This is a genomic window from Streptomyces sp. NPDC051020 (genome assembly GCF_040683105.1).
Taxonomy (GTDB): domain Bacteria; phylum Actinomycetota; class Actinomycetes; order Streptomycetales; family Streptomycetaceae; genus Streptomyces.
On sequence record NZ_JBFBCG010000063.1, the window covers coordinates 1 to 12,661 of the forward strand.

7 protein-coding genes and 4 pseudogenes are annotated in these 12,661 nt (G+C 69.1%); 6 read left to right on the forward strand and 5 right to left on the reverse strand.

Translation table 11 applies throughout. The features are described 5' to 3' along the window. A pseudogene (locus AB0N06_RS28040) lies at positions 1-199 on the forward strand (IS6 family transposase); the annotation flags it as partial. Between the two features lie 326 nt (positions 200-525). Here AB0N06_RS28040 and AB0N06_RS28045 read toward each other — a convergent pair. Further along, positions 526-1,617 carry a HAMP domain-containing sensor histidine kinase gene (locus AB0N06_RS28045; protein ID WP_366137467.1) on the reverse strand — a complete coding sequence of 364 codons (1,092 nt, stop codon included), beginning with the start codon at positions 1,615-1,617 and terminating at the stop codon, positions 526-528. Further along, positions 1,607-2,272, reverse strand: coding sequence for a response regulator transcription factor (locus AB0N06_RS28050; RefSeq protein WP_366137468.1), 666 nt, complete (start codon positions 2,270-2,272; stop codon positions 1,607-1,609). The genes AB0N06_RS28045 and AB0N06_RS28050 overlap by 11 nt, the downstream gene beginning before the upstream one ends. Before the next feature lie 439 nt (positions 2,273-2,711). Here AB0N06_RS28050 and AB0N06_RS28055 point away from each other — a divergent pair, with 439 nt between their 5' ends. Next, complete coding sequence (locus AB0N06_RS28055; protein WP_366137469.1) at positions 2,712-7,415, forward strand: multicopper oxidase domain-containing protein; 4,704 nt, start codon at positions 2,712-2,714, stop codon at positions 7,413-7,415. A gap of 303 nt (positions 7,416-7,718) precedes the next feature. Here the strand turns inward: AB0N06_RS28055 and AB0N06_RS28060 are convergent, their stop codons facing one another. Continuing rightward, the gene (locus tag AB0N06_RS28060) at positions 7,719-8,708 is read right to left on the reverse strand and encodes an alpha/beta hydrolase (RefSeq protein ID WP_366137470.1); all 990 of its coding nucleotides are present in this window, start codon (positions 8,706-8,708) and stop codon (positions 7,719-7,721) included. Between the two features lie 143 nt (positions 8,709-8,851). Between AB0N06_RS28060 and AB0N06_RS28065 the strand changes: the two genes are divergently transcribed. Next, the gene (locus tag AB0N06_RS28065) at positions 8,852-9,460 is read left to right on the forward strand and encodes a helix-turn-helix transcriptional regulator (protein ID WP_366137471.1); all 609 of its coding nucleotides are present in this window, start codon (positions 8,852-8,854) and stop codon (positions 9,458-9,460) included. A gap of 284 nt (positions 9,461-9,744) precedes the next feature. On the opposite strand, the gene AB0N06_RS28070 is transcribed toward AB0N06_RS28065, so the two are convergent. Then, a complete protein-coding gene (locus AB0N06_RS28070) occupies positions 9,745-9,987 on the reverse strand; it encodes a hypothetical protein (protein ID WP_366137473.1) in 243 nt (80 codons plus the stop codon). A gap of 257 nt (positions 9,988-10,244) precedes the next feature. Between AB0N06_RS28070 and AB0N06_RS28075 the strand changes: the two are divergent. After that, a pseudogene (locus AB0N06_RS28075) lies at positions 10,245-10,340 on the forward strand (MerR family DNA-binding transcriptional regulator); the annotation flags it as partial. 96 nt (positions 10,341-10,436) lie between these two features. On the opposite strand, the pseudogene AB0N06_RS28080 reads toward AB0N06_RS28075, so the two are convergent. Then, positions 10,437-11,147, reverse strand: a pseudogene (locus AB0N06_RS28080) (IS6 family transposase). A 388-nt stretch (positions 11,148-11,535) separates the two neighbouring features. Here AB0N06_RS28080 and AB0N06_RS28085 point away from each other — a divergent pair. Then, on the forward strand, positions 11,536-12,249 hold the full coding sequence (locus AB0N06_RS28085; RefSeq protein WP_366137474.1) for an SDR family oxidoreductase: 714 nt from the start codon (positions 11,536-11,538) through the stop codon (positions 12,247-12,249). A 32-nt stretch (positions 12,250-12,281) separates the two neighbouring features. Beyond that, positions 12,282-12,650: pseudogene (locus tag AB0N06_RS28090) on the forward strand (nuclear transport factor 2 family protein); the annotation flags it as partial. Between the last annotated feature and the right edge of the window lie 11 nt (positions 12,651-12,661).

Here is a 12,661-nt window from a genome sequence, read left to right on the forward strand (position 1 = left end):
CCAGCGCGAACGCGCCATGAAAGGCTTCCGCTCCGTCGGCGGAGCCGAGCAGTTCCTGGCCGCGTTCAGCGGCATCTCACCCCACTTCAGGCCCCGCCGCCACCTGATGACCGCCACCGAATACCGCACCGAGATGACCACCCGCTTCGCCATCTGGGACCAGATCACCGGCGCCACCGCCCTGCCCACCGCAGCGTGACCCAGGCCCCCGCCCGACCCCTCCACGCCCTGACGCGCCCTCAATCGATCAACACCCCACCAACGTGACAACGCCCCGGGAAGGCCATGGAATCCTCCGCGGCGGTGAAGACGACGCAGACGGGATCCCCCCAGAACGGTGAGACATCGATCAGCGGGTCGCCCTCCATGAGGCGAAGCCAGGCTCGAACCGTGCTGACGCGGGGACTGACCCCCTGAGCATGATCACGGAACGAACGACCGTGGCGCTCCTCGCCCAAGTCTCGATCTCGCAACCGGGGGTGACGAGCCATCCGGGGGGTCTTGGCCTGGCTCGACAAGCCGAGTTCAGGCGGACTCTTCGATCTGAGCCGCTCGCCGGCGTGGCTGCCCTGACGGACCGGCCGGTGCCGACCTCGGCTCGGCCGCCGGCGGGTGCAGCGGCAGCGCCATCCGGAGCAACGAGCCGCTCGGCGGCTCGGACACCACAGTGAGGCCACCGCCATGGCCCTCGACGATGGCGCGCACGATCGCCAGGCCGAGCCCGGTGCCGGGGCGCCCCGACGACTGAGGTTGGCCGCTCCCGTCGTCGGCTTGCGACCGAGTGAAGCCGATGCCCGTGTCCTCCACGTCGACCACGGCACCGTTGCGGGTCGCGCGACAGCGCAGCGCGATGGTGTCCCCATCCACGGTGAACTTCACGGCGTTCTCCACCAGGGCGTCGAGGGCAGCCTCGAGCCGGGACTCGTCACCCTCGACCAGGACGGAGGGCGCGTCCAGGAGCCAGTCACGGTCCGAGGCCGGCCGCCACCGCTGGACCGTCCGCTGCAGGAGAGAGCCGAGGTCGACGGGGCCCCACTCGAACGTGGTGGACTCGTAGGCGTCGGCCAGGACGAGGAGACGCCCGGCGAGGCCGCCGAGCTTGTCCAGCTCGTCCACCACGACGTCGAGGTCGTCCTTGCTCTCCGGGGTCGGCAGCTCGTTCCGGACCATCTCCGCGTAGCAGCGGGCCACCGTGATCGGCGTACGCATCTCGTGCGAGCAGTTGCGGACGAACAGCTCCTTGACCTCCTGCGCGCGACGCTCGCGCTCGACAAGGCTCTGAGTCTCCGCGAGGGCAGCGGCCCGCCGGTGTACGTGCCAGACCATGGTGAGGAACACCAGCGCCATCAGCGGGACCTCGGCGAGTTCGTCCCACTCGGCGTAGCCCTTCGCTATGAACCGGCTCAGCGCAGTCCCCGTGACCAGGGTGACCACGGTCAGCACGACGGACGTGCGACGGGCAGACCAGCTCTGGAAGCCGTAGACGACGGACATGCTGATCCACACCAGGTGGAACACCACGGTCTCGAGGGCGGGTGCGATGAGCAGCAGCAGCTGGCTGCACGCGGCGAACAGCACCCAGCCGACGAAGACGAGACGTTGGCGCTCAGCCGGCACTGAACGCGTACCCAACATTGCGCACCGTCTCGATGACCGGCCGGGGCACCTTGCTGCGGATCCGGCGGACCGTCGCGTCGACCACGTTGCTCCCAAGGTCGTCGGCGTAGCCCCAGATGCTCGCGAGGAGTTCACGCCGGCTGCACACCTCCCCCGCTCGCCGCATGAGGTGGCCGAGCAGCATGAACTCACGGTGCGACAGGGGCACCTCTCTCCCGTCTAGGCTGAGCGCCTGCCGCTCGAGATCGAGGGTGACCTCCCCGACGTGAAGCCACCGCTGGGAAACGCTGGTGGGGGACGCACGGAGCCTGGTGCGGATACGCTCCACGAGCTCCGCGGTCGCGAAGGGCTTGCCGAGGAAGTCGACGGCCCCGATCTGCAGGCAACGGACCCGGGTGGCGACGTCCATCACGGCGGACAGGACGAGAACCCGCTGGTCGGGTCGTCGGTCGAAGGCGCGCTGCATCACCTCGAAACCGTCGAACCCCGGCAGCATGAGATCGAGCACGACCAGGTCGAACTCGCCCTCGCGCAGGCGGCGTACGGCGTCCGGACCGGACCCCGCGCTGTCGACGACGTGACCCTCCGCTTCCAGCGTGCGCTTGAGATAGGCACGTAGCCGCGCCTCGTCCTCGACGACCAACAGCCGAGCCATGGTGGCTACCGCCTCCTCACCCCGCCGCGCACTCGACAGCGCCCCCTGGGCTGTCATCTGCGGCTGCCCTCGGATCTTATAAGGGCCGCACCCGGCGTTCCACAGGCGATCTCGGAAAGATGTCGGGATCGCCCCGGTTCGGTGCCCGCTGAAGGTGACTGCGATGACGTTGCGCAAGTAGTTCTGTACGCCGGGCAACGACGCGGCCGGCGCGCCGACGTCCCTCGTGGTCCGGCCTCGTGACGCCCCGTCATGACACCTGGATGAGAGGCGCGTCATCTTTGGCCCTGCCCTCGGCGGCCGGCCACAGACTTGCCGCGCGCACGGCACCGGCCGGTGGCAAGGGCTCGTTCCCTCGTTCTCGCCGCCTCCCGGTGGGCCAAGGGGGCCGGACCCGAGCACTCAAGTGGCGGCGAGTCACCAAGGGGAGAGGGAAGGCGTGTTCAGCAAACAGGCAACGAGATGGCCAGGGAAGCGGAGACGGCGCACCGTCGCGCTGATCGGCGCCGAGGCGATGGTGGCGATCTTGATGGGTCTGCCGCCGTCGCCGGTCGAGCAGGCGCAGGCGGCCGCCATCAGCGGGCCGAGCAGCCCGACGGACGAGACGAAGGTGCCGCACTACTTCGGCCCGTGGGCGAACTGGGCCAACAGTCCGCTGACCCTGTCGAAGGCCAGGGTGACCATCAAGTCCACCGCGATGTCGGTGGGAAACCCGTTGGTCGAGCGGGCATACGCGACCGACTACGCGACACCGCAAGGCAAGCTCGGGCCGGTGCTCGTCGTCCTGGGCGACTCTCCGCTGCCCGACGGCACCCTCAAGAGCTTCCAGACCTGGAACCAGGTCAAGCCAGGGGAGAGCCCCTCGCCATCCGAGGGCGGCCTCTTCCACGCCTACGTCCTGCGGCCGACGGACGCACCGGACAAGTACACCGTTGTGGCCGACAGCGGGCTGAAGACGGTGCCCAAGCCGACCGCGGCAACCGGCGAGGTCACGACGCACGACGTCCCCGACGTTGCCGTGCAGGCCGGCGACGTCATCGGTTTCTACGGTGAGGGCATCCCGGTCGACACCGGTCTCGGCTCCCACACCGACACCTTCATGTACCCGGCAGGCGTCGACAGCACCACATCTCCGCCGACCAACGTGCCTCCGGCCGAGGGGGGCACGGTGACGGTGGGTTCGGCCGGCTACCCGCTCCACCCGACCCAGGACCGGCAGTACTCCTTCGGGGCACAGGTGGTCCCGGCCGGCGCCGGGACCGGCGCCGAGGCGACGGCCACGGTGGACCCGCAGACCGGCGGCATCGCCGGCATCGACGTGACCGCCCCAGGGCACGACTACGTCGCCGGCGCGACGTCGGTCACCATCGACGGCGGCACCACCGCAGCGACCGCGAAGGCCACCGTCAAGTCGACCGGGGCCGTGGTCGGCCTCACGGTCGGCGCGGGCGGCGGCGGCTACGACGGTTTCACGGTCGACATCACCGGCGGCAGCGGCAGCGGTGCTGCCGCAACGGCCTTCGGCGGGGTGGACGCCGTGACGATCACGGACGGCGGGTCGGGCTACACCATGCCGACGGTGGACTTCGACCTCCCCGACGACCCGAACGGCACAGTGGCCAAGGGTCACGTCGACCCGGGCGATCTCGCTGCCGACGGCAGCGTCACGAAGGTGACCGTCGACGACCCCGGCAGCGGCTACAGCAGCGCACCCGGCGTCGTGATCCGCAACGGGACGTTGGCCGACCCGATCAGCGGCGCGACGCCGGCGAAGGTCTCCAGCAGCCTGAAACTCGTGGCGCTCACGGTGGACAAGATCGGCTCCGGCTACACCGGAACGCCCGATGTCACCGTCACCGACCCGACGGGCAAGGGAGGCACCGGGGCAACGGCGAAGGCCGTGACGGACATCGGGGCTATCAGTGGAATCAAGGTCACCGACCCGGGGGCCGGCTACCTCTCGGTCGGGATGAAGAAGTTCCAGGACAAGCTGCCGATCACCTGCGACCCCGGGGCGGACGGCACGGGTTGTCCTGACGTCGCACAGCTGCATGAACCGTCGACGAAGCCGTCGGAGAAGTTCATCCCCGTGGGTGTGCCGGAGCCTGTCACCACCAACGGCAAGGCGGCCGACGAATACGTCATCGGTCTCGTGCAGTACCTCACCCGGTTCTCCTCGGACCTGCCGCCGACCCTGGTGCGGGGCTACGTCCAGCTGTCGACGGACGCGGTGCCCGGACGGAAGGTCCCGCTCTACAACGAGCTGATGGACGGCACCAGGCAACCGCTGCCGTACACGGGTGTGACCTCACCGCAGTGGATGGGCCCCCTCATCGCCGCGACCAAGGACCGGCCGGTGCGGATCGTGTTCCGGAACCTGCTCCCGAAGGGCGCCGACGGTGACCTGTTCCTGCCGGTCGACAGCACCGGCATGGGCGCCGGCATGGGCCCGATGGCGATGCCCGCACCGAAGAACGACGGCACCGCCACGGACGAGGTGCGCAATCCCATGTGCACGAACGACAAGGCCGGCTGCTTCACGGACAACCGGGCCACGTTGCACCTGCACGGCGGCAACACGCCGTGGATCAGCGACGGCACCCCGCACCAGTGGATCACCCCGGCAGGCGAGACCACGGACTGGCCGCAGGGTGTCAGCGTGCAGAACGTGCCGGACATGGTGGATGGCAGCGGGGCGACGCTCTGCGCGGCGAAGGACGACGGCTGCTCGACGTTCTACTACACCAACCAGCAGAGCGCGCGGCTGATGTTCTACCACGACCACTCCTACGGCATCACCCGGCTGAACGTGTACGCCGGCGAGGCTGCGGGCTACACCATCACCGACGACACGGAGAAGGCGCTGGTCAACAGCGGAACGATCCCCGACGCGGGTGACACCATCCCGCTGCTCGTCCAGGACCGCACGTTCGTGCCGGACGACTCGCAGCTCAAGGACCAGAAGGACGCCAACGGCAAGATCGTCTCCTACGGTCAGGACCCCACCTGGAACACGAAGCGCTGGGGCACCAAGGGCAGCTTCTGGTACCACCACGTCTACATGCCTGCGCAGAACCCGGGCGACCCGTCGGGCATGAGCGCGTACGGGCGCTGGATGTACGGGCCGTGGTTCTGGCCGCCGGCCCACGACACCACGTACGGGCCGATCGCCAACCCGTACTACGACCCGAAGTGCAAGCTGGACGACCAGTCGACCTGGCAGTACCAGACCGCCCCGTTCTGCGAGCCGGAGCAGATCCCCGGCACGCCGAACATCTCGATGGGCATGGAACAGTTCAACGACACACCCATCGTCAACGGGGTCGCCTACCCGAAGGTGACGCTTCAGCCGAAGACCTATCGGATGCGGCTGGTCAACGCCGCGAACGACCGGTTCTTCAATTTCCAGTGGTACAAGGCCGACCCGACTCAGGGCGACGGCACGACCGAGGTGGCGCTGAACCAGAACGAGCTGGCGGCCGCGCAGACCGACCCGAACGTGTCGCCCACTCCGGCGGACGCGAACAACGACGCCGCCGGGCCGGACTGGATCCAGATCGCCAACGAGGGTGGCTTCCTGCCGGCGCCGGCTGTCATCGACGGTCAGCAGCCGACGACCTGGATCACCGACCCGACGCGCTTCGACGTCGGCAACGTGGACAAGCACTCGCTGACTGTCGCGCCGGCCGAGCGGGCCGACGTGCTGGTGGACTTCTCGAAGTTCGCCGGCAAGACGCTCATCCTGTACAACGACGCACCCGCGGCCTACCCGGCACGTGTCTCGTCGTACGACTACTACACGGACGCACCCGACCTCAGGTCGGCCGGCGGCGCACCGAAGATCCTGCCGGGGTACGGGCCCAACACCCGCACCGTGATGCAGGTGACCATCGCAGACACGACGCCGGCTCCGGCGTTCAACCTGGCAAAGCTGCAGGCCGCCTTCAAGCACCATGCAGACGGCTCGGGCGTCTTCGAGTCGGGGCAGAACCCGGTGATCGTCGGACAGGCGGCCTACAACTCGGCGTACGGCACGAGCTTTGCCGCCAGCAGCAACTGCAACGTCAAGAACTCGTCCGTGAACACCTGTGACGGCTTGGTCCGCGTGCACGACACGTCGACGTTCGGCTTCAACACGCTCAAGGCACCGAACGCCAAGATGACGATGCCACTGCAGCCGAAGGCCATCCACGACGAGATGAATGCGACGACGTTCGACGACTTCGGTCGGATGCAAACCAACCTCGGCGTCGAGGCGCAGCCACCGACGCCGGGGGGTCAAAACGCGACATTGTACCCGTACATCAACCCGCAGACCGAGCTGATCGACGGCACCGACCTGCCCAGGGCAGACATGAAGATGACACCTGTCAGCACCAACAAGGACGGGACGCAGATCTGGCGGTTCACCCACAACGGGGTGGATACGCACCCGATGCACTTCCACCTGTACGACGTCCAAGTCCTCAACCGGGTGACCTGGGACAACATCATCATCAAGCCCGACGCCAACGAGCTGGGGTGGAAGGATACGGTGCGGATGAGCCCGCTGGAGGACACGATCGTCGCGCTGCGGCCGGTCGTGCCGACGGTGCCGTTCGAGGTGCCGAACTCCGTCCGGCTGCTCGACCCGGCGATGCCACTCGGTGACACGTCGATGTTCAACAACACCGATCCGCAGGGCAATCCGACGGCAGCCATCACCAACAAGTTGGTGAACTTCGGCTGGGAGTACGTCATCCACTGTCACATCCTCAGCCACGAGGAGATGGACATGATGCGTCCCGAGTCGCTGGCGCTGCCGCCGTTGAAGGCGAACGGGCTCTCGTCAACTGTCGTGGGCACGGGCGAGAGCGCCCGGATCCGGCTGGAGTGGCAGGACAACTCGATCAACGAGACCTCCTTCGTCGTCCAGCGGACGAGTAACGGCGGCACCACGTGGGTCGACATCGGCACAGTCGACTCGCCACTGGACCAGCCGAACACCCACGGGACCCGCGCCTTCGTCGACCCGACGGCATCGGTGACCACGCAGTACCTCTACCGGGTCGTCGCACTCAACAAGGTCGGATACGGCGGCGAGTTCCCGAGCATGACGGTGAAGTCGGTGTCGGACCCGCTCCAGGTGACCCCAGCACCGTGATGTCGGGAAGGCGGGACCCCGATCGCGGCTGAGTGGCCACGTACGACAGGAGGGCGGGACCCCGGCCCACCCTCCTGTCTCTCCGCGGGGACCGGAGCCGGGCCGCTCCGTCCGGCCCCCGAGCCACACCACCGGCGCCACCCACCCCCCATCCGGCGCCGGTGGTGTGCTCCCCCCCGGACACCCTCCCCGTACGGCGACCGCCTGCGGGCCATGGCCGGCGCCGACATGGAGTGGTGGTTCTCCCCCGGACCGGTGCAAGAACGCCTCAACCGACGGAGCCCGGCCGGCGCACCCGACGATTCAGCCCTGGAGGGAGGTGAGCCAGGCGGTCAGCAGGCGGTTGACCTCCTCGGGACGCTCCTGCTGGATCCAGTGCCCGCAGCCGTCCAGGATGTGGGTGGAGACCAGGCCGGGGAGGGTGGCTGGGTAGGCGTCGATCGCGTCGGCCATCCAGGTCGTGGAGGCGTCCAGGGCGCCGCCGATGAACAGGGACGGCTGCTTGATCGGGGCGCCACCGTACTGGGCGAGGTCCTCCCAGTCGCGGTCCATGTTGCGGTAGCGGTTGAGGGCCCCGGTCATGCCGGTGCGCTCGAACTCCCCGGCGTACACGTCGAGGTCGTCCTCGGTCAGCCAGGCGGGCAGCTTGCCGCCGGGGAAGCGGTCACGCAGCCGGCCGCCGGTGCGGGCCACAAAGTGCGGGTCGGGCTCGCCCGGGGCGGGCATGGTGTCGGCGGACATGGCCGCGTAGAAGCCCGCGAGCCAGCCCCGGACATCGGGCTCCATCTCCGCTTCGGCCCGGCCGGGCTCCTGGAAGTACGAGACGTAGAACTCCTGGTCGCCGCCCATCTGCGCGAAGACGTCGGTGGGGCGGGGGCCGCCGGGCGGCGCGTAGGGGACGCTCAGCAGTCCGACGGCACGGAAGACCTCGGGATGGAGCAGGGCGGAGGCCGCCGCGATGCTGGAGCCCCAGTCATGCCCGACGACCACCGCCCTTTCCTCACCCAGGGCGCGCACCAGGGCGACGTTGTCCTCCACCAGGTCGAGCATCCGGTAGGCGTCCGTCGCGGCCGGCTTGGAGGAGCGGCCGTAGCCGCGCACGTCGAGCGCCGCAGCCCGGTACCCCGCCGCCGCGAGGGCCGGGAGCTGGCGGCGCCAGGAGTACCAGGACTCGGGGAAGCCGTGGACGAGCAGGACCAGCGGTCCGGTGCCCTGCTCGACCAGGTGCAGGCGCCCGGCGGGTGCCTCGATGGTGCGGTGGCGCAGGTCGGCGGACGGCGCGGGCTGGTGCATCGCTTCTCCTCGGTTCACGGGCGGTCGCGGTTACCCACCGATCATGCGGCGCGGCGGCTGCCCGACGCGAGCACCCTTGCCATCCTGGCAAACTGGCAGGACAGAGGGGTGGAGGCGGTACGGCCGGAGGGAGCGGAGCGACGGTGACGGACGACGGCATAGCCGACACGCTGGCGGCCATGGGCCCCCGGCTGCGGACCGCGCGCGAGCAGCGCGGCGCCACGCTCACCGGCGTCAGCCGCGCGACCGGCATCTCGCTGAGCACGCTGTCGCGGGTCGAGACCGGCCGGCGCAAGCCGACCCTGGAGGTGCTGCTGCAGCTCGCGAAGGCGTACGACATCTCCCTGGACGAGCTGGCCGGCACCGCACCCGTCGCCGCGGCCGGACCGCGCACCCCGATGCCGCAGCGTCCCGGCGACGAAAAGGCGGTGCTGCCGCTGACCCGGTACGTAGGGGGCCTGCACGCCCACAAGCACGTCCTGCCCGCCGTCGACGCGCCGCCGGCACGGCCGCGGCAGGTCTCCCACGACGGGTACGAATGGCTGTGCGTCCTGTACGGGCGGCTGTGGCTGGCGCTCGGCGAGCAGGACCTCGTCCTGAGCGCCGGGGACGTGACCGAGTTCGACACCCGCACCGCCCACGGAGTCGCGAACGCCGGACCCGGCGGACCGGTCGAATACCTGATCATGTTCGGGCCGCAGGGAGAGCGCCTACGACCGCGCACCCCAGCCCCCGGCCGCGGGGCCCGGTAGCGCGGAGCACAGCGTCCGGGACCACTCCCCCCGCGACGGTTCCTGCGGCTTCACGCCTCGGCGGCGTCCGCATCGCGCAGCGGGCGCAGGCCGCCGGGCATCTCGGGCACCAGGAAGGAGTACCGGCCGAGCATCTTGTCGGCCCAGTACAGCGCAACGGACCATCCATGCAGATACCACCAGGGGCGAATACGTACTAATGCCAGCTCTCTGCGGAGCCCTTCGCCCGGAGCAGGCCCCCGCGTCCGACATGAGACATCAACGGGCTGAGACAGGCCGACAGGTCACATAACCCCGTCGAGGACCGTCCCCGGGAGCAGCTCCATCCCGGCAGTGGCCAGGTCCATCCACTGTGAGGTGACGACCCGGCCCGACCGGGCGTACAGGGTGACCGTGTCCTCGGCGCGCACCATGATCGTCCGGTGTCCGTCGAATTTCGGCTCGTACCACCAGCCCGGCCGCTGCGGCAGCACCGGTTCGGCACGGGCCATCTGCCGGTCCGCGGCCGGGGTGGGAAGTGCAGACACCAGCCGCCCGCCGGGCGGGACGCAGTCACATCCTGTCGACGTTTTCCTCACGCCCGGCGGGAGCCCCCTCAACAAGCCACGAGTTTTGACAGCAGTCGGCCTCCATCTGGGCCAGCCGCGGGCATGTCCGCACGTTCGCGGAGTCGAAACCGGGTGAGCCTGGCTTGTGGGGTTGAAGTTGTCGCTGCGGTAGCTTCTACCGTCCTTACCAGGGCCGGAGAGACCGGCCCGGTGACGCTTTCGTGAGGGAGGCGGCGATGGATTGGCCGATCGCGGAGGTGGCTCGGATGTCAGGCGTGACCGCCCGGACACTTCGGCACTACGACGAGATCGGTCTGCTGCCGCCCGCCCGGACTGCGGGCAACGGTCGCCGCGGCGTTGTCAGGTTGAGCGAGTGCTCGAGGGTGTGAGCCGGTTCGGCGCGTTTCGGCTTCGGTGGTGACAGCGGCTCAGGCTATGGCGGGCAGGCCGGCGACACCGGTGATCTGGTCCCAGATCTCGAAGCGGATGATCATCTCGGCGCGGTAGGTCGGGGCGGTGAGGAGGTGGCGGCGGGGTCGGAAGTGGGGTGAGATGCCGCTGAACGCGGCCAGGAACCGTTGTGCGGCACCCACCGATCGGAACCCTTTCATCGCGCGCTCGCGTTGCCTCGTCGGCTGGTGGGAGTTCTCGGCCCGGTTGTTCAGGCCCTTGTGCGAGCGGTGTTCGACCGACGGCATCACCGCGCGGTGGGCGGCGCCGTAGGAGCGGAGCTTGTCGGTGACGATCACCCGGGGCACCGACCGGGTCTTCTTCATCAGCTTCCGGAAGAAACGTCTGGCCGCGGCCTCGTCCCGCCGGTTCTGCAGCAGGATGTCGAGCACGTTCCCGTGCTGGTCCACGGCCCGCCACAGGTACCGCTGCACGCCGTTGATCTTGACGAACACCTCGTCCAGGTACCACTTGTCACCAGGCCCCGGACGGCGCCGGCGCAGAGCAGCGGCCTAAGCCGGGCCGAACCGGCGCGTCCACTGGTGGACTGTCTCGTGGCTGACCTCGATGCCGCGCTCGAGCATCAGCTCCTCGATGTCGCGCAGGCTCAGGTTGAAGCGGTGGTACAGCCACACGCAGTGGGAGATGACTTCCGGCGGGAAGCGGAAACCCCGGTACGACGGCGTCATCACGGGACAGCCCCTCCAGCGATCCGACCAGACGGATGATCATGCCGCCCGAGGAGGCCACCACTCAACCTGACAACACCCCGCCAGGGGCTCGGGCCCTGCGTCGCGCTCGCCTCGGGCTCGGTCTTGGCCTCGCGCGGTCACAGCTTCACGCTCGAGTTGGGCTTCACGCTCGAACCCTTCTCAGCTGTGCGCTCGGGCCCACTCCGCCTCTGCCTCGGCTGGGAGTCTGCGCCTCGCAGCAAGGAGCTTTTCGGTCCTGGCCGCGGTGCTGTCCTCCGTTGACCATGAGCAGCGGCCCGATCTAAATTCCCTTTAGTGGACCGGTCGTCTAATGCATCCGGTCTCTGTCAGAACCGTTCCACCACCGCAAGAAAGGGTCACCACAATGAGCATTCAGACGCAGAAGGTCGCGGTCGTCACCGGAGCGTCCCGGGGCATCGGCGCCGGCCTCGTCGAGGCCTACCGCAAGCTCGGCTACGCCGTCGTGGCCACCGCCCGCTCGATCGCCGCGTCCGACGACCCGGGCGTCCTGACTGTGGCCGGCGACGTCGCCGACCCGGCCACGGCCGACCGCGTGGTCGCCGCCGCCCTGGAGCGCTTCGGCCGGCTCGACACACTGGTCAACAACGCCGGCGTCTTCGTCGCCAAGCCGTTCACCGAGTACACCGACGAGGACTACGAGGCAGTAACTGGAGTCAACCTGACCGGCTTCTTCCACATCACCCGCGCGGCCGTCGCCGCCATGCTGGCGGGCGAGGGCGGGCACATCGTGAGCATCACGACCAGCCTGGTGGACAACGCCGACTCCCGGGTGCCGTCGGTGCTGGCCTCGCTGACCAAGGGCGGCCTGCAGTCCGCGACCAAGTCACTGGCGATCGAGTACGCCGCGCGTGGCATCCGTGCCAACGCCGTCTCCCCCGGCACCATCAAGACCCCGATGCACGCGCCCGAGACCCACGACACCCTGGCCGGGCTGCACCCCGTCGGCCGCATGGGCGAGATCACCGACATCGTCGACGCCGTGCTCTACCTGGAGACCGCCCCCTTCGTCACAGGCGAGATCCTGCACGTCGACGGCGGCATGAGCGCCGGCCACTGACCGCGCACAACGCAGCATCGAGGAGAACTCCCATGACCACCACACCTCAGGACGAAACCGTACTGCGTGAGATCCTCGACGGCTGGAAAGACGCCGTCGACCGGCACGAGGCGAAGCGCGTCGCCGGGTACTTCACCGAGGACGCGATTTTCCAGGGGCTGCACCCCTACACCGTCGGCCGCCCCGGGATCGCGGAGTACTACGACTCCCAGCCGATCGGCCTGGCCGCCAAGTACCGGATCCTTGAGACCCGCCGCTTCGCGGACGACATCCTGCTGGCCTACCTGCACGTCGACTTCTCCTTCACAGATCGCCCGACACTCGGCGTCAAGCTCAGCGTGCTGGTCCGGCAGACAGCGGACGGCTGGGCCATCGCCCACTACCAGGTCTCGAAGCTCGACCGATCCCGACT

What these genes read in the sequence shown, in the direction of transcription:
- AB0N06_RS28085 (WP_366137474.1), top strand. Translation starts at nt 11,536, where the DNA reads ATGAGCATTCAGACGCAGAAGGTCGCGGTCGTCACCGGAGCGTCCCGG.
- AB0N06_RS28050 (WP_366137468.1), bottom strand. Translation starts at nt 2,272, where the DNA reads ATGGCTCGGCTGTTGGTCGTCGAGGACGAGGCGCGGCTACGTGCCTAT.
- AB0N06_RS28060 (WP_366137470.1), bottom strand. Translation starts at nt 8,708, where the DNA reads ATGCACCAGCCCGCGCCGTCCGCCGACCTGCGCCACCGCACCATCGAG.